At 59.4% G+C, this 20,039-nt stretch carries 25 protein-coding genes and 1 riboswitch; of the genes, 17 read left to right on the top strand and 8 right to left on the bottom strand.

Annotated features, from left to right (window positions below; translation table 11 throughout):
* The first annotated feature begins 126 nt into the window (after positions 1-126).
* The 8 genes from FD715_RS15115 to FD715_RS15150 all read left to right on the top strand — a co-directional run bounded on the left by FD715_RS15115 (position 127) and on the right by FD715_RS15150 (position 7,098).
* Positions 127-690 (top strand): OmpA family protein, encoded by a 564-nt coding sequence (locus FD715_RS15115; RefSeq protein ID WP_147111425.1) that lies wholly within the window; start codon positions 127-129, stop codon positions 688-690.
* Between the two features lie 10 nt (positions 691-700).
* On the top strand, positions 701-1,003 hold the full coding sequence (locus tag FD715_RS15120) for a hypothetical protein (protein ID WP_147111429.1): 303 nt from the start codon (positions 701-703) through the stop codon (positions 1,001-1,003).
* A 146-nt stretch (positions 1,004-1,149) separates the two neighbouring features.
* Positions 1,150-2,142 carry a PhoH family protein gene (locus FD715_RS15125; RefSeq protein ID WP_147111432.1) on the top strand — a complete coding sequence of 331 codons (993 nt, stop codon included), beginning with the start codon at positions 1,150-1,152 and terminating at the stop codon, positions 2,140-2,142.
* Between the two features lie 49 nt (positions 2,143-2,191).
* The gene (ybeY, locus tag FD715_RS15130; protein ID WP_223274906.1) at positions 2,192-2,695 is read left to right on the top strand and encodes an rRNA maturation RNase YbeY; all 504 of its coding nucleotides are present in this window, start codon (positions 2,192-2,194) and stop codon (positions 2,693-2,695) included.
* Positions 2,696-2,741: 46 nt separating this feature from the next.
* A complete protein-coding gene (locus FD715_RS15135; RefSeq protein ID WP_147111437.1) occupies positions 2,742-3,629 on the top strand; it encodes a hemolysin family protein in 888 nt (295 codons plus the stop codon).
* Entirely contained in the window at positions 3,626-5,143 is a 1,518-nt protein-coding gene (gene lnt / locus FD715_RS15140; protein WP_147111439.1) for an apolipoprotein N-acyltransferase, read from the top strand. Before FD715_RS15135 ends, lnt begins: the two co-directional genes overlap by 4 nt.
* A gap of 8 nt (positions 5,144-5,151) precedes the next feature.
* Positions 5,152-5,201: riboswitch (SAM-SAH riboswitch) on the top strand.
* A 3-nt stretch (positions 5,202-5,204) separates the two neighbouring features.
* Positions 5,205-6,386 (top strand): methionine adenosyltransferase, encoded by a 1,182-nt coding sequence (gene metK / locus FD715_RS15145; protein WP_147111442.1) that lies wholly within the window; start codon positions 5,205-5,207, stop codon positions 6,384-6,386.
* Positions 6,387-6,501: 115 nt separating this feature from the next.
* Positions 6,502-7,098 (top strand): hypothetical protein, encoded by a 597-nt coding sequence (locus FD715_RS15150; protein ID WP_223274908.1) that lies wholly within the window; start codon positions 6,502-6,504, stop codon positions 7,096-7,098.
* Between the two features lie 10 nt (positions 7,099-7,108).
* On the opposite strand, the gene FD715_RS15155 is transcribed toward FD715_RS15150, so the two are convergent.
* The 3 genes from FD715_RS15155 to FD715_RS15165 all read right to left on the bottom strand — a co-directional run bounded on the left by FD715_RS15155 (position 7,109) and on the right by FD715_RS15165 (position 8,819).
* A complete protein-coding gene (locus tag FD715_RS15155; protein WP_147111445.1) occupies positions 7,109-7,702 on the bottom strand; it encodes a hypothetical protein in 594 nt (197 codons plus the stop codon).
* A 33-nt stretch (positions 7,703-7,735) separates the two neighbouring features.
* Positions 7,736-8,002, bottom strand: a complete 267-nt coding sequence (locus tag FD715_RS15160; protein WP_147111448.1) for a MarR family transcriptional regulator — start codon at positions 8,000-8,002, stop codon at positions 7,736-7,738.
* 181 nt (positions 8,003-8,183) lie between these two features.
* Positions 8,184-8,819 carry a hypothetical protein gene (locus FD715_RS15165; RefSeq protein WP_223274909.1) on the bottom strand — a complete coding sequence of 212 codons (636 nt, stop codon included), beginning with the start codon at positions 8,817-8,819 and terminating at the stop codon, positions 8,184-8,186.
* 446 nt (positions 8,820-9,265) lie between these two features.
* Here FD715_RS15165 and rpsA point away from each other — a divergent pair, with 446 nt between their 5' ends.
* The 9 genes from rpsA to FD715_RS15210 all read left to right on the top strand — a co-directional run bounded on the left by rpsA (position 9,266) and on the right by FD715_RS15210 (position 15,713).
* Complete coding sequence (rpsA, locus tag FD715_RS15170) at positions 9,266-10,927, top strand: 30S ribosomal protein S1 (RefSeq protein ID WP_370455412.1); 1,662 nt, start codon at positions 9,266-9,268, stop codon at positions 10,925-10,927.
* A 275-nt stretch (positions 10,928-11,202) separates the two neighbouring features.
* On the top strand, positions 11,203-11,487 hold the full coding sequence (gene ihfB / locus FD715_RS15175; protein WP_147111456.1) for an integration host factor subunit beta: 285 nt from the start codon (positions 11,203-11,205) through the stop codon (positions 11,485-11,487).
* Entirely contained in the window at positions 11,487-11,837 is a 351-nt protein-coding gene (locus FD715_RS15180; protein ID WP_147111459.1) for a LapA family protein, read from the top strand. The genes ihfB and FD715_RS15180 overlap by 1 nt, the downstream gene beginning before the upstream one ends.
* A 9-nt stretch (positions 11,838-11,846) precedes the next feature.
* Positions 11,847-12,491: a phosphoribosylanthranilate isomerase gene (locus tag FD715_RS15185; protein ID WP_147111463.1), complete on the top strand. Its 645-nt coding sequence runs from the start codon at positions 11,847-11,849 to the stop codon at positions 12,489-12,491.
* Complete coding sequence (locus FD715_RS15190; RefSeq protein WP_147111466.1) at positions 12,488-12,937, top strand: GNAT family N-acetyltransferase; 450 nt, start codon at positions 12,488-12,490, stop codon at positions 12,935-12,937. Before FD715_RS15185 ends, FD715_RS15190 begins: the two co-directional genes overlap by 4 nt.
* A gap of 15 nt (positions 12,938-12,952) precedes the next feature.
* Entirely contained in the window at positions 12,953-14,200 is a 1,248-nt protein-coding gene (gene trpB / locus FD715_RS15195) for a tryptophan synthase subunit beta (protein WP_147111469.1), read from the top strand.
* A gap of 229 nt (positions 14,201-14,429) precedes the next feature.
* On the top strand, positions 14,430-14,681 hold the full coding sequence (locus tag FD715_RS15200; protein WP_147111472.1) for a hypothetical protein: 252 nt from the start codon (positions 14,430-14,432) through the stop codon (positions 14,679-14,681).
* Positions 14,682-14,761: 80 nt separating this feature from the next.
* On the top strand, positions 14,762-15,199 hold the full coding sequence (locus FD715_RS15205) for a hypothetical protein (protein WP_189799505.1): 438 nt from the start codon (positions 14,762-14,764) through the stop codon (positions 15,197-15,199).
* Positions 15,200-15,275: 76 nt separating this feature from the next.
* Positions 15,276-15,713, top strand: coding sequence for a helix-turn-helix transcriptional regulator (locus FD715_RS15210; RefSeq protein WP_370455410.1), 438 nt, complete (start codon positions 15,276-15,278; stop codon positions 15,711-15,713).
* On the opposite strand, the gene FD715_RS15215 is transcribed toward FD715_RS15210, so the two are convergent.
* From FD715_RS15215 to FD715_RS15235, 5 genes are all read right to left on the bottom strand, one after another.
* Positions 15,710-16,078 carry a DUF2237 family protein gene (locus tag FD715_RS15215; protein ID WP_147111478.1) on the bottom strand — a complete coding sequence of 123 codons (369 nt, stop codon included), beginning with the start codon at positions 16,076-16,078 and terminating at the stop codon, positions 15,710-15,712. The genes FD715_RS15210 and FD715_RS15215 overlap by 4 nt on opposite strands.
* Before the next feature lie 3 nt (positions 16,079-16,081).
* Positions 16,082-17,248 (bottom strand): serine hydrolase, encoded by a 1,167-nt coding sequence (locus FD715_RS15220; protein ID WP_147111481.1) that lies wholly within the window; start codon positions 17,246-17,248, stop codon positions 16,082-16,084.
* A gap of 63 nt (positions 17,249-17,311) precedes the next feature.
* A complete protein-coding gene (locus FD715_RS15225) occupies positions 17,312-18,346 on the bottom strand; it encodes a DUF2332 domain-containing protein (protein WP_147111483.1) in 1,035 nt (344 codons plus the stop codon).
* The gene (gene pth / locus FD715_RS15230; RefSeq protein WP_147111486.1) at positions 18,343-19,026 is read right to left on the bottom strand and encodes an aminoacyl-tRNA hydrolase; all 684 of its coding nucleotides are present in this window, start codon (positions 19,024-19,026) and stop codon (positions 18,343-18,345) included. The genes FD715_RS15225 and pth overlap by 4 nt, the downstream gene beginning before the upstream one ends.
* A 279-nt stretch (positions 19,027-19,305) precedes the next feature.
* Positions 19,306-19,947, bottom strand: coding sequence for a 50S ribosomal protein L25/general stress protein Ctc (locus tag FD715_RS15235; RefSeq protein WP_147111489.1), 642 nt, complete (start codon positions 19,945-19,947; stop codon positions 19,306-19,308).
* Positions 19,948-20,039 lie beyond the last annotated feature (92 nt).

The raw sequence follows: 20,039 nt of genomic DNA on the forward strand, positions 1-20,039 counted from the left end.
TCCTACGGTTCCGAGCAGTGTGGCAAGGACCCGTCTGTTTCCAGGCATGTTGGTGATCCTTGCGGGGGACCAACAAAAAAGGGACAGGCTGTGGCGAAATTCATTTCGAAAACAGTTGATAGGCTTATGACCACGGCGGCTGCCACCGCGGTGGCGCTGACGGCGCTCATGGTCGCGGACGTATCTGCACAGACTTTCAGCACAGACACGCGGTCGCAGCAGGGCCGGGACCGGGGACAATACATTCCGACCATCTGGGTGGACCCGGACGGGTGTGAGCACTGGGTGATGGACGACGGGGCAGAGGGCTACATGACCCCGCACGTCAATCGCAAGGGCATCCCGGTCTGTCGGCGGGGCAACCTATGCGGTGTGATGCAGTCGGATCAGTTCTTTGCCACCGACAGCTTCCGCATCCACAAGGCGGGCCGCGAACGGCTGGCGCAGTTCTTCCAGCAGTCCACGGCGCAGGCCTTTATCATCACTGGGCACACGGACAGCCGCGCAAGCGATGCCTATAACCTGCGCCTGTCGCTGAACCGGGCCAATGCTGTGGCGGCCATCGCGCAGCAAAATGGTGGGCGGATCGCCGACGTGCGCGGCTACGGCGAACGGTTGCCGGCGCAGCCCAACAACACGGCCAAAGGCATGGCAGCCAACCGCCGTGTCGAAATCATCTGCATTCAGTAAGGGGCGCATCATGACCAAGTTGAAATTTGTGCCTCTGGTGATCGCAGGGCTCGCGCTTGCTGCCTGCGGCGATGGCCTGCCCGCGGACAAGACTGTCGATCGTGGCACAGACCGCAAGGACCTGAGCCAATTGCAAGCCGGGATCTGGGTGGATCCGAATGGATGTGACCATTGGATCATCGACGACGGTGTCGAAGGCTACCTGTCGGCGCGCCTGGACCCCTATGGCAAGCCGGTCTGTTCTGGTGTGGCCCAGCCGACATATACCGCAGGCGACTTCAAGGGCGGATCGCGGGTCAACGACCCAAATTGATCTTTCTGCACCACAGAAAACAGGGCCGGAGCGCGCGGTGCGCCCCGGCCTTTTTTGTTTCATTTGCATGAAATACGGCCTGTGCCCGTTGCACCCCCACCGCGAACTTGCAACGCTGGTGCCAGTACAGACTCAAGGAGCAGCATTTGACCCTAGACCACCCATCCCAGGAACGTGTCCTGGAATTTCCCGACAACCGTCTGCTGATCGACCTGTGTGGTCCCTATGACAGCCATCTGACGGCCATCGAATCCGCGCTGGAGGTGCAGATCGTGCGACGGGGAAATGTGTTGGCGGTGATGGGGGATGAGGCCGCGCAGAAGCGCGCAGGCGACGTGCTGAACGCGCTCTACCTGCGGCTTGAAACGGGCAAGGATGTGGAGCCTGCCGACGTCGACCGCGAGCTGCGCATGGGCCAGTCCGAGGCAGGCACGGGTAGCCGGCAGGGCGACCAGCTGGAAATGCCGGTGGGCAACCGGATCGAGATCAAGACCCGCAAGAAACTGGTTGAGCCACGCACTGATGCCCAAAAGGCATATGTCGAGGCGCTGTTCGAAAACGAGATGGCGTTTGGCATCGGGCCCGCGGGCACGGGCAAGACCTATCTTGCCGTTGCGGTCGGAGTGTCGATGTTCATCTCGGGCCATGTGGACAGGATCATCCTGTGCCGCCCTGCGGTGGAGGCGGGTGAACGGCTGGGCTTTCTGCCCGGCACGCAGGAGGAAAAGGTCGATCCCTACATGCAGCCGCTCTATGACGCGCTGAACGATTTCCTGCCGGGCAAGCAACTGGCCAAGCTCAAAGAAGAAAAGACAATCGAGATCGCGCCACTGGCTTTCATGCGCGGTCGCACGCTCAGCCGCGCATTTGTCGTGCTGGATGAAGCGCAGAACGCCACCACCATGCAGATGAAGATGTTCCTTACCCGCCTTGGCGAGGGCTCGCGCATGGTCATCACCGGCGACCGCACCCAGATTGATCTGCCGCGCGGTGTCGCCTCTGGCCTGTGGGACGCGGAACGCCTGCTCAAATCCATCCCCAACATCAGCTTCAACTATTTCACGTCCAAGGACGTCGTACGGCACCCGCTTGTGGCGGCCATCATCGAAGCCTATGAGGCGGACGCGGAGAGCGCCTAGTCTCTTCCCTGTTTCAAAAAATCCCGGGGGTCCGGGGGCTGGCCCCCGGTTGCAACACCTGCCACACGAAATCGACATCCTGATCGAAGATGACCGCTGGCAGCAGGTGGGGCTTCTATCGCTCGCCCAAACAGCCATTGCCGTCACACTCGACAATCGCAGCATCCCGGATGCTTCGGTGTCGGTGCTGGCCTGCGACGACACGCGCATGGCCGTGCTCAACTCGGATTTCCGCGACAAACCGGTGCCGACCAATGTGCTGAGCTGGCCCGAGGAGGATCTGGGATCTGAGGCGGCGGGCGCTGCGCCGCAACAGCCTACGCCGGATCCTGACGGCACGCTCAGCTTGGGTGACATTGCCATCGCCTATGACACCTGCGCTCAGGAATCGGAGGATCAGGGCAAGCCGTTCGAGGCCCATGTGACCCACTTGCTTGTTCACGGAACGTTACATTTGTTGGGCTACGACCACATTCGTGACCTTGACGCCACGCGGATGGAGGCGTTGGAGGTCGAAATACTTGGCAAACTGGGGCTGCCTAACCCATATTAGGCGCTGTTATGGGGCCGCGCCCCAATTGTGACTTGGATAGGAGCCAATGGGCGATACCGACGGATCGTCTGACGCGGCGCAACGCGCGCAGTCAGACACTGACATGACCGAACCTTCGAAAAGCGGTGGCTTTCTGTCGCGTGTGATTGGCGCGCTCAGCCCGAGTGACAGCGATGACGCGTCGTCCGATGCGCCCGCCCTGCGCCCTCAGTCCCATGGCATGATCAACCTGCGCCGTCTGCGCGTCGAAGATGTGGCTGTGCCAAAGGCCGATATCACCGCCGTGGCTGACACCGTATCGCTGGAAGAGCTAGTGCAGGTGTTCAAGGAAAGCGGTTATACGCGCCTGCCGGTTTTCGAGGGCACGCTCGACACGCCCATCGGCTTTGCCCACCTCAAGGACGTCGCATTGCAACACGGTTTCAACGGTGGCGCCGCAAATTTTGATCTGCGCGCGCGGCTGCGCCCGCTGCTTTTCGTGCCGCCGTCCATGACCATCGGTGTCCTGCTGACCAAGATGCAGACGGAACGTCGGCACATGGCGCTGGTCATCGACGAATATGGCGGTGTTGACGGTCTCGTGACCATCGAAGACCTGATCGAACAGGTCATCGGGGAGATTGAGGATGAGCATGACGTCGATGAGGGTGTGCTGTTCACCCGTGAAAAGACCGGGTGCTACCTTGCGCTCGCGAAGACCCCACTCAAGGAATTCGAGGCCGAGATTGGCGTGTCGCTGACCACCCACGATGATGTGGACGAGGAAGAGATAGACACACTCGGTGGTCTGGTGTTCATGCTCGCAGGTCGCGTGCCTGCGCGGGGTGAGGTCGTGGTGCACCCTGATGGCCCGCAATTCGAAGTCATTGACGCCGATCCCAGACGCATCAAACGGATGCGCGTGCGGCTGACGGGGCCGGAGCCCGCTGAATGACCACGATGCGTGCCTGGATTGAGAATGCTCCGATCTGGGCGCAGATTCTGCTGGCAGTGGCAGCCGGTGCCGCGGGTTCGTTCGCGCACGCGCCATTTGATCTGTCCGTCGCGATCCTGATCCCGCTGATCTCTGCCTTCGGGCTCTTGTCGATTGCGCGGTCTGTCATGGCGGCCGGTCTGCTTGGTCTGGCGTTGGGCACCGGGTATTTTGCGGCGACGCTGACCTGGATCGTCGAACCGTTTCAGGTTGATGCGGCAACGACGGGTTGGATGGCGCCTTTTGCGTTGCTGTTCATGTCGGTCGGGCTGTCGCTGTTTTGGGCCGCAGCCCTCAGTCTGGCACGTTGGTCGGGCGGGCATGTTTGGGTCCTGGTCTTTGCCATGACCGGAGCGGAGATGCTGCGGGCCTATCTGTTCACGGGCTTTCCATGGGCGACGCCGCCGCAAGCCTTGGTGGGTGGTCTGGCCGGGCACGTTCTGTCGTGGGCCGGGCCGCATGGCACGATGCTGGTGTTGACTGCGGCGGCAGGACTGGTCTGGGCGGTGTCGCGCGAGTGGGTGAAGGTGGCACTTGTTGTGGCTCTGGCGGCGGTGCTTGATGTGATCCCGCTGCCCGCTGCTGAAAGTCCGCTGACAGAGCAGACCGTGCGCCTTGTGCAGCCGAACGCACCGCAACAGGAGAAGTGGGATCCAGCGCGCATTCCCGTCTTCATCAACCGCCAGATTGATTACACGGCGGATGGCGATGTGCCCGATCTTGTGGTCTGGCCCGAAACCGCCTTGCCGTACCTACTCGATCAGGCACAACCGGCGCTTGACGTGATCGCCGATGCCGCGCGCGGCGCGCCGGTGGTGCTGGGTATCCAAAGGGAAGAGGCGGGGCAGTACTACAACAGCCTTGTGACCCTGGATGCCACGGGCCAGGTCACACAAGTCTATGACAAACACCATCTGGTGCCGTTCGGGGAGTACATGCCCTTGCCGTGGCTCTTTCGCAGGCTTGGCATTCAATCTATCGCGGATCGCGTTGATGGCGGATACACGCCTGGACCGGGTCCACAGCTTTTGGACATGGGGCCGCTTGGCACAGCACTGCCGCTCATCTGCTATGAGGCGGTTTTTGCCCACGACATCGGGGCATCCTCCGCGCGCCCGGATTTCCTGATGCAATTGACCAATGACGCCTGGTTCGGCATGCGTTCGGGTCCGCAACAGCATCTGGCCCAAGCGCAGATGCGGGCCATTGAACAAGGGCTGCCGCTGATCCGCGCGGCCAACACGGGTATCTCTGCTGTCATTGATCCGAAGGGTCGGATCACGGCTTCGCTTCCTCTGAACGAGGCCGGATACTTGGACGCACGGTTGCCCGCACCGGGTGCGCCGACGCTCTACAGTCGGACGGGCGATCTGCCTTGGGTTCTTTTGGTGTTGTCAGGTTTGATTGGTGCCGTGTTGCACCGCGCCAGCACACGTCGCGCTCAGCCCATTGACGCCCCCGCGCCCGAAGCGTAAGCGGGTTCGACGTGCCACAACGGCTTCCTGACGTGGTGCGATTGAACCTAATGGAGCGCTCATGTCTCGTAAAAACTATACTTTCACTTCGGAATCCGTTTCCGAGGGCCACCCCGATAAAGTCTGTGACCGTATTTCCGACGCCGTGCTTGATGCCCTGATCGCAGAAGAGCCAGAGGCCCGCGTCGCCTGCGAGACATTTGCCACGACAAACCGCGTCGTCATCGGCGGCGAGGTTGGCCTGAGCGATCAGGCCAAGCTGCATGATTACATGGGCAAAATTGACGAGATCGCGCGCGCCTGCATCAAGGATATCGGGTACGAGCAGGACAAGTTCCACCACGCCACATGTGAGATCACGAACCTTCTGCATGAACAGTCCGCCCACATCGCGCAGGGCGTGGATGCGGCAGATGACAAGGACGAGGGGGCAGGGGATCAGGGCATCATGTTCGGCTTTGCAACGAACGAGACGCCCGAGCTTATGCCGGCCCCGATCCATTACGCGCACGCGATCCTGCGGCGCTTGGCCGAGGTGCGCAAGGATGGTACGGAACCTGCGCTTGGCCCCGATGCCAAATCGCAGCTGTCTGTGGTCTACCGCGATGGCACGCCCGTGGGCATTAGCTCGCTCGTGCTGTCGACCCAGCATCTTGACGAAGCGCTGAGCAGCGATGACATCCACGACATCGTCGCCCCATATATCAAGGAAGTGCTGCCCGAAGGCTGGCTGACGGTCAACACCGAATGGCACGTGAACCCCACAGGCAAGTTCGTGATCGGTGGTCCTGATGGCGACGCTGGTCTGACCGGGCGCAAGATCATCGTGGACACTTATGGTGGCGCAGCCCCGCACGGCGGCGGCGCGTTTTCGGGCAAGGATCCGACCAAGGTCGACCGCTCGGCAGCCTATGCCGCCCGCTACCTGGCCAAGAACGTGGTTGCCGCGGGTCTGGCTGACAAGTGTACGATCCAGCTGTCCTATGCCATCGGCGTGTCGAAACCGCTGTCGATCTATTGCGATACGTTTGGCACAGGCCAGGTGCCCGATGCCAAGATCGAGAGCGCTGTGGCCCAGGCGATGGATCTGACACCGCGCGGCATCCGCGAGCACTTGTCCCTGAACAAGCCGATCTATCAGCGCACTGCGGCCTATGGCCATTTTGGCCGTGCGCCTGATGCTGACGGAGGGTTCAGCTGGGAACGCACCGATCTGGCCGACGCGCTAACCAAGGCGATCTAAGATCGCGCAGGCGCGAATTCTGCCGCGCCTGTTTCAATAGATCACCAAACGGTGCTTGGTATTTGAGCCATGGCTGGCCTAGTTTTCGTCTATTCCAAGATGAAAGGGCTTCGCCATGGCATTTCTCCGCACGGCATTTGTGGCGTCAATTTTGGCCGGTATGGCTGTTTTTCCTGTGGCGCACGCGCAGACGTCCGACAATGGCTCGGACGCAGAGATCCTGCCGGATGCACAGGAATTGCCACAGGCGCCGATTGAGCCGCCCATGACGCTGCTGCGCATGGCGGAGATTATCCGCGCCATTGATCCCGAAGCGCAACCTGCAGGCAACGCGATCCAGTTCACCATAGATGACATTCCGATCGTCGTGATCGCGGACCCTGTTGCAGATCGCATGCGGGCGATGGTGCCGATCCGGTCAGCGGACGGGCTGGACGCCTCCGAACTGATGCGGCTGATGCAGGCCAATTTCGACAGTGCACTCGATGCACGTTATGCCGTCGCGCAGGGGCGGCTGTGGGGCGTGTTCATCCACCCGCTCAGCCCACTGGAAAAGGATCAACTGCTTTCGGCCTTCGTGCAGACCATAAACGTGGCACGCACGTACGGACAAACCTATTCGGGCGGAGCGACGGTTTTTGGTGGTGGCGACAGCAATGGTATCTACCGGGAACTCCTGAAAGAACTGCAAGAGTTGGGAGAAGAGATTTGATGCCGCGCGGCTAGCGCGCCTTGCGCATGTAGCGGAACACGCCCATCAGCACCGCAAGAACAAGCAGCAAGCCGAGCATGTCACCGACCATGTATTTGAGCATGCTCAGAATGAAATCGTCTTGCGGCACGTTCCGGTGTCGAATGACGTGGACGAGTACCGAAATCAAAACGGATGCGGCCGCACCACCTGCAATCATCGTCCGCCAGGCCTGACCGGCCGTGACGTTCCTGCGATCATCTCGCGTGGCCCAGTCGAGCGCTGCAAATATAGCCGGAGCCGCGCCATAGCTGGCCAGCCATGTGAAATAGGTCACGGTCGAATCAAACGGCATTCCGACCCAGAAGATGTTTCCAATCAGGATACCGGGCGTCAGATATAGAATGCAGCGCCAGCCTTCGAAGAAGGCGGAGATGACTTTGACGGCGAATGGCAGATAGAAGAGCGTGGCGAGGGTGGGCAACATCGGCATCAACATGCGTTGGCCGTCCATGATCAGTTCCCAGGTCAGGAAGTAAGCGACGATCAACGCGCCACTGTGCAAGCCTATCTTGAGTAATATGTCGTTGTTCAGCCGTGCTGATGTGTCCAGGGATTTTGACAAGCCGTATGCTTTTTCATTTGGGCGCCAGCCCCCTTACAACTGGCCTGACGCGCGATCCGAGAGCCGATAAAGCCCCATGGGAAACCCTTCGCATCGTTCGATCAATCCCCGTTTGATCAACTGCTTGAGGGTTCTGTGAAAGGTCGGTTGCGAGATTTCCTTGACGATCGGATTGGAGCGCACGACATCCGTCGAGCACATGTTTTCGCCAGACTTGTTCTCCTTGATGCATGCACAGAATGCCAAGACAATGTCGCGTTCGTTTCGCGACAATTCATGCATGCCAAAGTCTTTTTCCATCTCTTCGAGCAAAGCGCGAAGTTGTGCGATCTGCCCTAGTATTTTTGTATCCACGGTACACCACAGCCTGCGGCGCTTTTTCCAGCGCCAGTTTTCTCAATCTATTACAAGCGATCAATCATTTTGACAACAACACGCCATCAAGATCTCGGTTTTACGCCTTGTGCGCAGTCAAACCGTTTCATTTTTGGTCGTCGTCGCAGGATGTTCGCAGAAATGCGTTGGTGACCGCGAAGTGCAGCGCCATAGACATCTCATATTCAGATGCAGGGAGCCGCACGCTCGCATCAGAGAAGTCAGAGTTTTCGCGGTGTGTCACACATGTCCGGGTAAAGGACCGCGACATCGTCAGCACCGCAAGCGGGCGGTTTGACCGTCTCAATTCTGCCAATCTGATAAAGACGTCCTTGATGTCTTCGGCCGCATCCAGATCAAGTGCAAGCAGAACATCTGCGCCATCACAGCAGGTTGCCAGTTGGAATGCGTGATCAAAGTCATCTGAAACGGTCAGTGATTTCATCCGCTCGGAGAGTGCCTGCAGCGTAACCGGTGCCGTCGAGGCGGTGGCGCAGACGAGGAATACGTCGCGCGCCCAAAGGTCGTCATCCACATCAAAGCCATCGGTGGCCCTTGAAACCTCAACATGCGTTGATGCTGGTGCCGGTTCGGCGGCATCCTTGGCAGGAAAAACGAGGATATTGTTCCAGACGTTTTCCGCATTCGCCAAAGTTGAGTCGGATTGCGCAGTATCATTTGTGTCAGTGGCTGTAGAAAAGTCGGAATCGACTATGCGACAGTCGTTTTCGTAGTCATCCATCTTCTTCCCCAAGACAGTAAAACTGAAGTCCCCAGCTCGAACCTTACCCTCGTTTGCGAATTAAATCAGGACGGTTTCGAGAATTCTACCTTTGATCGTAGTCATAATGACTATAATTGCGGATTGTCAATCACGCCTTCGAAGCAAACGTGCCCATATTCCGGTCAAACTGGTGGTACCAGCGCGAGATGGTGCGCCGGTGGTCGGCGCGCAGATGGGGATGCGACTTGCGACATTGACGCGGCTGCACTATACCGCGCGCGTCGGCGTGACGTGATGATTCACGGAAAGTATTCAGGGCCCCGATCTGTCGGAGGCCCTGTATCTGTTTTCCGGACGCGTAGCGATGACCAAAGGCTCAAACCCACCAAGACCGGCGGAGACAACCGCTCGGCCCGAAAAACTGAACATAGTTAGGAAACCGACGCCACATGGCTGATAAAATGATGGAGGAATTCGAAGCCCTCCTGCAAGAAAGCTTCGAAATGGACACGCCCGAAGAGGGGTCTGTTGTCAAAGGTAAGGTCCTCGCCATCGAGGCAGGCCAAGCCATCATCGACGTAGGCTACAAGATGGAAGGCCGCGTCGAGCTCAAAGAATTCGCAAATCCCGGTGAAGCGCCCGAAATCTCTGTCGGGGACGAGGTCGAAGTGTACCTGCGCGCGGCCGAAAACGCCCGTGGCGAAGCCGTCATCTCGCGCGAGATGGCCCGCCGCGAAGAAGCCTGGGATCGCCTGGAAAAAGCATATGCCGACGACGCCCGCGTCGAAGGTGCCATCTTTGGTCGCGTCAAGGGTGGCTTCACTGTCGACCTCGGCGGTGCGGTGGCCTTCCTGCCCGGTAGCCAAGTTGACGTCCGCCCCGTGCGCGACGCTGGCCCGCTGATGGGTCTGAAGCAGCCGTTCCAGATCCTCAAGATGGACCGTCGCCGTGGCAACATCGTTGTGTCGCGTCGTGCGATCCTCGAAGAGTCCCGCGCAGAACAGCGCGCCGAGGTTATCGGCAACCTGTCCGAAGGTCAGAACGTCGACGGTGTGGTCAAGAACATTACCGAATACGGTGCGTTTGTTGACCTGGGCGGCGTTGACGGTCTCCTGCACGTTACCGATATGGCATGGCGCCGGGTGAACCACCCGTCCGAGATCCTCACCATCGGTGAGACGATCAAGGTGCAGGTCATCAAGATCAACAAAGAAACCCACCGCATTTCGCTGGGCATGAAGCAGCTGCAGGAAGATCCATGGGATCTGGTGGCCGCCAAGTACCCGCTGGAAAGCACGCACACAGGCCGCGTCACGAACATCACCGATTACGGTGCGTTCGTCGAACTGGAGCCCGGTGTCGAGGGTCTGGTCCACGTCTCCGAAATGTCCTGGACCAAGAAGAACGTGCACCCCGGCAAGATCGTGTCCACCTCGCAAGAGGTTGAGGTCATGGTTTTGGAAATCGACGGTGCCAAGCGCCGCGTTTCCCTTGGCCTCAAGCAGACCATGCGTAACCCGTGGGAAGTGTTTGCAGAAACACACCCCGAGGGCACGGAAGTCGAAGGCGAAGTCAAGAACATCACCGAATTCGGTTTGTTCGTTGGCCTCGAAGGCGACATCGACGGCATGGTTCACCTGTCCGACCTGTCGTGGGACCAGCGTGGCGAGGAAGCCATTCAGGACTACCGCAAGGGCGACATGGTCCACGCGGTTGTGTCCGAAGTGGACGTCGAGAAAGAGCGCATCTCGCTCTCGATCAAAGCGGTTGGCGGCGACAAGTTTGCCGAAGCCGTGGGCGGCGTGAAGCGCGGCTCGATCGTGACCGTGGAAGTGACAGCCATCGAAGATGGCGGCGTCGAAGTGGAATACGAAGGCATGAAATCCTTCATCCGCCGCTCCGACCTGTCGCGTGACCGCGCCGAACAGCGCCCCGAGCGTTTCTCGGTCGGTGACAAGGTGGACGTCCGCATCACCAACATCGACAGCAAGACCCGTCGTCTGGGCGTCTCGATCAAGGCGCGCGAGATCGCGGAAGAGAAAGAGGCCGTGGAACAGTACGGCTCGTCGGACTCCGGTGCATCGCTGGGCGATATCCTGGGCGCTGCCCTCAAGGGCGACGAGTAGGCCGACACACAGGCTGCAAGCGTTTCGAAGGGGCCCTGCGGGGCCCCTTTTTCTATGTCATTTCACATGTCGAATCGTTGCCATTTGAAGGACCGCTCAATGCGGCACACTCGTGCGTTATGGCAGATGTGGGTCTAAAAACCGCTCATGTGCCTGTGCGGCGGGTAAAAAATCGACCCAAGCCCAAATACGGGCTATTCCCGAAAGCGACGTTTGTTCCTATAGTTACGAGACGGCTAAAGACAAAATGTCCGAGTCTCTCGGGAGGGAATAAGATGATCCGGTCAGAGTTGATCCAGAAGATCGCAGACGAAAACCCACACCTTTATCAGAGAGATGTCGAGCGGATCGTGAACACGATTTTTGACGAAGTGACCAAGGCGATGGCACGTGGCGACCGGGTTGAGTTGCGCGGCTTTGGCGCCTTTTCAGTCAAGAAACGAGACGCCCGGACCGGCCGGAACCCTCGCACCGGCGAGACGGTGGAAGTCGAAGAAAAGCATGTGCCCTTCTTCAAGACGGGTAAGCTCTTGCGTGATCGTCTGAACGGGAAAGCCTGATGCGCTACATCCGATATGCCTGCATTGCCATCTTTGCCGTGGCGCTTATTGCCGTTGCCCTGGCCAATCGCGGCATGGTGACGTTGAAGCTGCTGCCGGACGAGATCGCTGGTCTTTTTGCGGTGGCCCCGACCATAGAACTTCCGCTGTTCGTCGTGATCTTTGGCGGCATCATTGTTGGTTTGCTCGTTGGCTTTGTCTGGGAATGGATGCGCGAACACGCCATCCGGGCAGAGAACGCGCGCAACGCCCGTGACAAGCGCCGCCTCGAGCGCGAAGTCAAACGCCTGAAGTCTGAAAAGCACGAGGGCAAGGACGAGGTGCTGGCGCTTCTGGACGAAGCCAGCTAATCCAACCTCATGTCCGACGTTTCAGTCAAAATCTGCGGCTTGGGCCGCCCCGAACACGTTGCCGCAGCAGTTGAGGCGGGCGCGAAGTACATCGGTTTTGTGTTTTTCCCGAAGTCTCCGCGCGACATTAGCATCGCGGACGCGCGGGCTTTGGCATTGGATGTTCCTCCCGGTGTCGCGAAGGTGGCGTTGGTCGTGAATGCGGATAATACGTTTCTGGACGACCTCATCGCCCAAGTCCCGCTCGATATGTTGCAATTGCACGGGTCCGAGACGCCCGACCGAGTGGCTGAAATCAAGGCGCGCTATGGCTTGCCGGTGATGAAGGCGGTGGGCGTTGCAGATGCTGACGATCTGCCTGCGCTCGACGCCTATGTCCGTGTGGCGGACCAGATCCTTGTCGACGCGAAACCGCCCAAAAACGCAGATCTGCCGGGTGGCAATGGCCTGACGTTTGATTGGCGTCTGATCTCGGGGCGGCGCTGGCCGGTGCCCTGGATGCTCGCTGGGGGCCTGACGGCCGAGAACGTGGCTGAAGCGGTTGCCCTGACCGGGGCGCGCCAGGTGGACATCAGTTCGGGAGTTGAGGCTGCACCGGGTGAAAAGGACGCAAACCTGATCCGCGCCTTCATGGCGGCGGCGCAGGGCGCATGAGCGTCACCTTTCGCAACGCGACGGAGGCTGACGTTCCCGCCATCCTGTCACTTCTGATGGACGACAAGCTGGGCGCAACCCGCGAAAGCACCCAAGCCGATGCCTATCTGCCGACGTTCAGAGAGATTGAAGCGGACCCGAACAACACCGTCATCGTCGGTGAACTGGCGGGTGACGTCATTGCCACTTACCACCTGACATTCATCGCCGGTCTGTCCCTGAGTGCCACGCGCCGCGCACAGATCGAAGGTGTGCGTGTGGCCAGCCATCTGCGCGGGCAAAGCATTGGCGAGGCGATGTTCGCTGATGCCGAGGCGAGGTCCCGCGCCGCCGGGTGCAAGCTGATGCAACTGACCATGAACAAAGGTCGCACCGACAGCGCTCGTTTCTACGAGCGGCTTGGCTTTACCCCTTCTCACATCGGGTATAAACGCGATCTGACCTGAACGCGGGAGGCGACGATGGCCAACGATCTTTTCAATTCCTTCATGACTGGCCCCGATGAAAACGGGCGCTTTGGCGATTTTGGCGGGCGGTTCGTGTCCGAGACGCTGATGCCGCTGATCCTGTCGCTGGAAGAGGAATACGAAAAGGCCAAAACCGACGACAGCTTCTGGGCTGAGATGGACCATCTGTGGAAGCACTATGTGGGTCGGCCAAGCCCGCTCTATTTCGCTGAGCGCCTGACGGACCACTTGGGCGGCGCCAAGATCTACATGAAGCGGGACGAACTGAACCACACCGGCGCGCACAAGATCAACAACGTGCTGGGCCAGATCATCCTGGCGCGTCGTATGGGCAAGACCCGGATCATTGCCGAGACCGGGGCGGGGCAGCACGGGGTGGCCACCGCAACTGTTTGCGCGAAATTCGGCCTCAAGTGCGTGGTTTACATGGGTGCGCATGACGTTGAGCGTCAGGCCCCCAATGTGTTCCGCATGAAGCTGCTGGGTGCAGAGGTGATCCCGGTGACCTCTGGTCGCGGCACACTCAAGGACGCCATGAACGATGCCCTGCGCGACTGGGTCACAAATGTCCGCGACACGTTCTACTGTATCGGTACAGTGGCCGGGCCACACCCGTACCCCGCTATGGTTCGCGACTTCCAAAGCATCATCGGCAAGGAAGTCCGCGAGCAGATGACGGAGGCCGAGGGCCGTTTTCCCGACACAGTGATCGCGGCCATCGGTGGCGGGTCCAATGCGATGGGGCTGTTCTATCCCTTCCTCGACGACAAAGAGGTCGCGATCATTGGCGTCGAGGCGGGTGGCAAGGGCGTGAATGCGAAGATGGAGCATTGCGCTTCCCTCACCGGCGGCCGTCCCGGCGTGCTGCATGGCAACCGCACTTACTTGCTGCAAGACGACGATGGCCAGATCCTCGAAGGGTTCTCGATCTCTGCCGGTCTAGACTATCCGGGGATCGGGCCGGAACACGCCTGGCTGCATGACATCGGCCGTGCCGAGTATGTTTCGATCACGGATGTCGAGGCGCTGGAGGCCTTCCAGCTTAGCTGCACCACTGAGGGGATCATTCCGGCACTTGAACCATCGCATGCCCTGGCGCACGTCATGAAAATAGCACCCAAGCTGCCGTCCGATCACATCATCTGCATGAACATGTGCGGGCGCGGCGACAAGGACATTTTCACTGTCGCGCGGCATCTGGGCTTTGACATGACCGGCCCGGAAGGTCGCAACGTCGAATAATTGCGCCTTTGCGTTACGAACCACCGGCGGGCCATTGGCCCGCTTTTTTTGTTCGTGCGACCGCTCCGGCCCGGTCGCGTGGCACCAATAAACTCCGGTTTAGGCCCTTGGACTATGTGTTTACCCCGATCCGATTAAACCCGTAGATCATGGGCAATCGCGCGTTTCGGTCCCTTTTCTGGAACACATCGCGGATTTCCGCCGCGATACCCAACAGAAGGGATACGAGATGAAAAAGGCAGTGACTTTGGCCGCGATTACAATGCTCATTGCAACAACGGCGCAGGCCGACATCAAGGGACGGTTCAAATTTTCGGATCTGTTTGACCGTGTTGCGGGCGGTGCGTCACTATTTGATGGTGATGATGACCAGCGATTGGGCCGGTATGATGATCGCGAAGACGATTGGGGTGTAGATGATGACGATGATGATAGCGGGGAAGGCGGACATGAGTACGGGGACGGCGGTGGTGATGGCTGACGTTCCCATGCGTGCGCGTCGACGCAACCAACGACCGGGACAACGGCACCCTTTGCGCCGTGCCGGTCGGAGGGCGTGAAATGAAGACGTGGGCGTGTGCCATAGCGTTTGCCTGTGCCGTCAGCGCACCAAGCTTTGCCGGTCCAATCGAGGACAGCATCGTCCGGCAATTGCGTGATCAGGGATTTTCCCAGATTGAAGTGCGGCGCACGTTGCTGGGCCGCTCGCGGATCGTTGCGCGGAGCAGAGACCTCTATCGTGAGATCGTGGTCAGCCCGGTTACCGGAGAGATTTTGCGCGATTACTGGCGCGAACTGGACGGTGACGGTCAGAATTCGCAAATCGTGAATCCGGGTCGGTCGAGCGGCGTGGGCAACGACCGTGACGATGACCGCGACGACGATGATGATGACGGCGATGATGGTGACAACGGAGATGACGGCGGCGACGGCGACAGCGATGGCGACAGTGACGGCGACGGCGGGGGGGATAACGGAGGCGACAATGGCGACGACTGAGGGTCGCGTGACTTTAAGTATATCAAAACGCACGGTCATCTTTTCGATAGTGTTTTTGGTTCAAGCGTTGTGTGCCGTGTTCTTTGTATCTGAAATTCTTGTTACTTTGCTGGGCCTGCCCATTGCGCCAATCAGTTGGCAGGTCCACGAACTGATCGAAATTGCGGCCGCTCTTGGTCTGATCATCGGGGTCGGCGTTGGCGCTTACATGCTGCGCGCTGCAGTGCGCCGTTCCGAACATGTGGAAAGCCAGCTCCGCGCGGCCTCTGGCGCGTTTATGGAGCTGCTGGAGGACAAATTTACCTTGTGGGGTCTGACCCCAGCCGAACGAGACGTGGCGCTGTTTTCAATCAAAGGGTTCAGCACGCAGGACATCGCTGCATTGCGCGAAACATCCGAGGGGACGGTCAAGGCCCAGACCAATGCAATCTATCGCAAGGCTGGTGTCTCAGGCCGTCCGCAATTGCTCAGCCTGTTCATTGACGACCTGATGGAGGGACCTCTGCAGCACTAGGCTGCGTGTTCTTTCAGGATTTCGAGAGGGACCACGTCAAGCGCCCTGAGATGCGTCGCCGTCAGGCTGACCTTGGGTGCACAGCCTTCCTCGTGTGCTTGCAGGAAACGTGATGCGCACAGGCACCAGCTGTCACCGGGGGCCAGCCCCTTGAACCGATACTCGGGTCGCGGTGTGCTCAAATCATTTCCGACATACTTGGAATAGGCCAGAAACTCTGCCGTCATGACGGCGCAAACGGTGTGGCTGCCCTGGTCCGCGGCGCAGGTGTTGCAGTGACCGTCACGGAAAAATCCGGTGACAGGGTCCATGCCGCAGAGCTCAAGCGTTGTGCCAAGTACGTTTACACTGTCGTCGGGTTGCATTGTTCACTCCGTTGCGGCCACGATTTGGCGGAACATGTCAATATTCGCAGCGGTCACGCCCGCCTCGCGGAACTTTCGATCTGCGGCTGTTGTGACGATGACCACACCCGCCTGTTCGTCGATATAGAGGTACTGACCGTAGATGCCACGCCCCATAAACTGTCCGTCGGATGCGCCAACGGGGATCCACCATTGATAACCGTACCCGGTCTTGCCTTCCGCTGTAGGCGCGTTGGGGCGTGTTGATGTTTTTATCCAGTCCGCGGGCACGATCTGCTGACCGTTCCACCGCCCGCCCTGCAGGATCATTTGGCCAAAGCGGGCGTAGTCGCGCGTCGTGATGTTCAGCCCACCAAGGACAAAGGCGACGCCGACGCCATCTGTGAGGTAAAGCGGGGACCGCTCCAACCCTAGCGGTTCGATGAGTTTCTGCGCCATCAGGTCAGGGATGTTGCGCCCTGTTGCGCCGCGGGCCACCATGCCGACGACATGGGTGTCGATGGACGTGTATTGCCATACATCGCCAGCGGGGGCGAAGGTGTCGGTCAAACCAGCAGCAAAGTCGTCCATCTTGCCGCCTAGGGCCAGGACCCGGCCCATCCTGTTGATATCACTGTGGTAATCCAGATAGTCTTCGTCGAATGTGATGCCGCTAGTCATTTGCAGCACATTCCGGATGGTCGCGCCATCATATGCACTGCCCCTCAGCATTGGCGCGTAATCCGTCACGGGTGCATCCAGCGACGCAATCGCGCCTTCGTCCACCAGAATGCCAAACAGGGCGGAAAGGTAGCTTTTGGCAACGGACCAGCTGACGCGCAGGTCGTCGGCGCCTGTTCCCTGGTAGTAGGCTTCGTGCACGATTTGCCCGTCCTTCAGGACGAGCGTCGACGTCACTGTTCGGTCAATAACCCAAGTCGCGTATCCGGACGGCATCTCAAGCGGTGTGCCGATGGGGAGCGGACTGACCGGTGTGTCGCCTTTTGGAATCTCGCGATGCAGGAAGGCGCCATCCATGTTCGAAAAGTTCGATACAATCCGCCCTTCATCGAACAACGTATTGACGGCAAGGAGGCGTGTGACCTCTTCGCGCTTCCACAATCCGATCATAACGGCGGCAATTATCAGAGCCAAACCTGCTCTGAGTATCCATTTAGCGACTTTCTTCAATTCTATCCTCCGCCCTGATGCGATTTTCCGGAAATCGTCATTAGGAGTAAGCGCAGCGACCGCTTACGACGCCCATTTGATCCAACGGCCATGAAAATCGGCACGCCCAAGGTTCAGGGTGAGGTCGCCGGGCCACAAACGCAGGGTGAGTGCCGCGCCAACGGCGCCCGTAGTGTCACCATCGGTTTCCATTTGCATCCACGCCAGCGGCGTCTCCGGGGTAGCAGCTGCGCCAGCCACTTCAATCATGGCAGTGCCGCGCGCTTGCGCGTCCGCCGGAAAATACTGCCACGCGACCGTGTGTTGGATCATGTGCATGTGCCCGTTAGGCACAGTCGCCAGACGCTGTTCGAGCCAGTCGATGGCATCGCCTTGGTCCACCTTGGCTGTGAGCACGGATGTTGCCGCACGGGTCAACTCAACCCGGTGCGGCTGGTCGGCCCAGAGGTATGATAGTAGTGCCAAATGATCATTTTCATCCTGGAGATTCAAAGGGTTGAGGTCCACACCTGACCTATCCACAACCTGTGGATTTCCCTTTGCAGGCACCGGGCCGGTCCAGTCCGGCCTGAAGGTCAGCACCGGATCTTCTGGGCCGAAACTATGTGCGGGGGTGGCGAGTGCAAAATGGTCCCACATCAGGTTCAACCCGCCACTCGCGCCTAGTTCGGATAGCACGATGGGCCGGTCAAAGTGCGACAGCGCGACATGCGCCATCGGGATCAGCGCGGCGCTGCGCCGAACTTCGTTAGTCTGCGGCGCGTGCCGTGTCCAATCAAGGAAGAAATCTTCGTGTGTGGTCAGTGCGTTGAGGATCGCCTGTGCAAGCGTCGCGTCATCGACAGTGTTGGGTGGATAGGCTTGCATCAGGCCCGCGTCTTGGCTGCGCAGCACCAAGGCGTGCAGTCCGCCACCGATCCGGAGGGGAAGGGAATGCCCGGCGGGTCCAATATCTCCTTGATATTCAGCCATTTTTTGACCGAGCGGCGTGTCCGGGTCCCAGTGTTCTGCTAGGATGTTCAGGACACGACCCATCAAGGGTGAGCCCATATGTGCGCAGGTTTCAGATTGATTCAAAAAGGCTTGGCGTAGGGTCATGAAAAACGGTCCATAAGTTTCTGCAGTGGCGACCTTGCGTCAGGTTCGTCTATCGTTTTTGGATCTGAAGCGCTTGTTTTGGTTTCCTTTTCTACCGTCTTGCTGGATCGCGGCGGTGCGACGCGCAAGGCGACTGCATTCATGAACTTTGCGCCATCACCAAGCGCCAGGTGTGGGGCGCCGTCGGAACAGCCACGTATGACATCGTCAAGCCATGCGTCGTCCGCCTTCGGAAAATCGCGCAGCACGTAACCGGGCACGGCATCCTTGTGACCCGGATGTCCTACTCCAAGGCGAACGCGGGCATAATCCGCGCCGATATGCGCATGGATCGACCGCAGACCGTTGTGCCCGGCGTGCCCTCCACCCACCTTCCAGCGCACCTTGCCCGGGGCGAGGTCGATTTCGTCATGTAAGACAATGACATCCTTGGGCTCTAGCTTGTGAAACCGCATCGCGGCGCCGACGCTGTCGCCCGATTTATTCATGTAGGTTTCAGGCTTCAGCAGGATCGCGCGGGTCGATCCGAACCGTCCTTCGGACACCGAGCCCTGGTGCTTGGACTTCCATACCGGAAAGCCGTGATCGGACGCGATGCGGTCGAGGACCATAAAGCCGATATTGTGACGGTTGCGCGCATATTTCGGGCCTGGATTGCCCAGACCGACGATGAGTTTCATGAACGCCTCCCGTAGATGTTGCAGCGCAGCATAGGGACCGGGCCGGGCATGGTCCAGCATGTGTAAATGCACCCTGTGGTGGCAATATCGCAGAGCGTGAGGCAGCGATGCACAGCCTAGCTAACCACCGGCCCATTTAAATCAGGCGCATGCGGTAAAATTCAGTAGAGGCTGTCGTTTTCCACGAAACTCAGTGCAGGTGCTAGATCACCATCACCCGAAAGAAAAAGGCCGCCCCGGATCGGAGCGGCCTAATCTCAAACTGCACAGAGGCGAGGATTATTCTTCGCCAGCCTCTTCAGTTGCGTCTTCGCCTTCAGCGTCGCCCTCTTCATTCTCGGACGAGCGCAGGCCGGACGGTGCCGTGATCGTCGCAATCACGAAGTCACGGTCGATGGTCGGCTTGGCACCTGTTGGCAGCGTCACGGAAGAGATTGTGATGCTGTCGCCGACTTCCGCGCCGCTCACGTCGATTGTGATGCTTTCGGGGATGTCACCAGCTGTCACGACCAGTTCCACCTCGGGGCGGACCAGGGACAGCACGCCGCCCTTTTTCAGGCCGGGCGATACGTCTTCGCCTTCCACTTCAACACCGATGAAAAGGTTGATCTTGGTGGTGCGGCGCAGGCGCATGAAGTCCACGTGCGTCGGCAGGTCCTTGACCACGTCGCGCTGCACATCGCGGCAGATGACGCGGACGTCCTCGTGGCCTTCGACCTTCATGTTGAACAGCGTCGACTTGAACCGACCGGCTTTCAACATCTTGAACAGCTTGTTGAAGGGCAGATTGATCGGCAGCGGATCTGCGTCGCCACCAAAAACAATCCCTGGAACCATGCCGTCGCGGCGGGCCTGACGAGCGGCGCCCTTGCCTGTCCCCGTACGTTCCAGGGCTTCGAGATCAGGAATCTCTCCAGCCATATGTATTCTCCAAAGTTAGGGCAGGGTGCCTCCAAGGCTGTCACCCCGCGTGAAGGCTGCGCTATAGACCGGTTTTGGGGCCGTGAAAAGAC

This window comes from Tateyamaria sp. syn59, from assembly GCF_007995245.1.
Lineage (GTDB): Bacteria > Pseudomonadota > Alphaproteobacteria > Rhodobacterales > Rhodobacteraceae > Tateyamaria.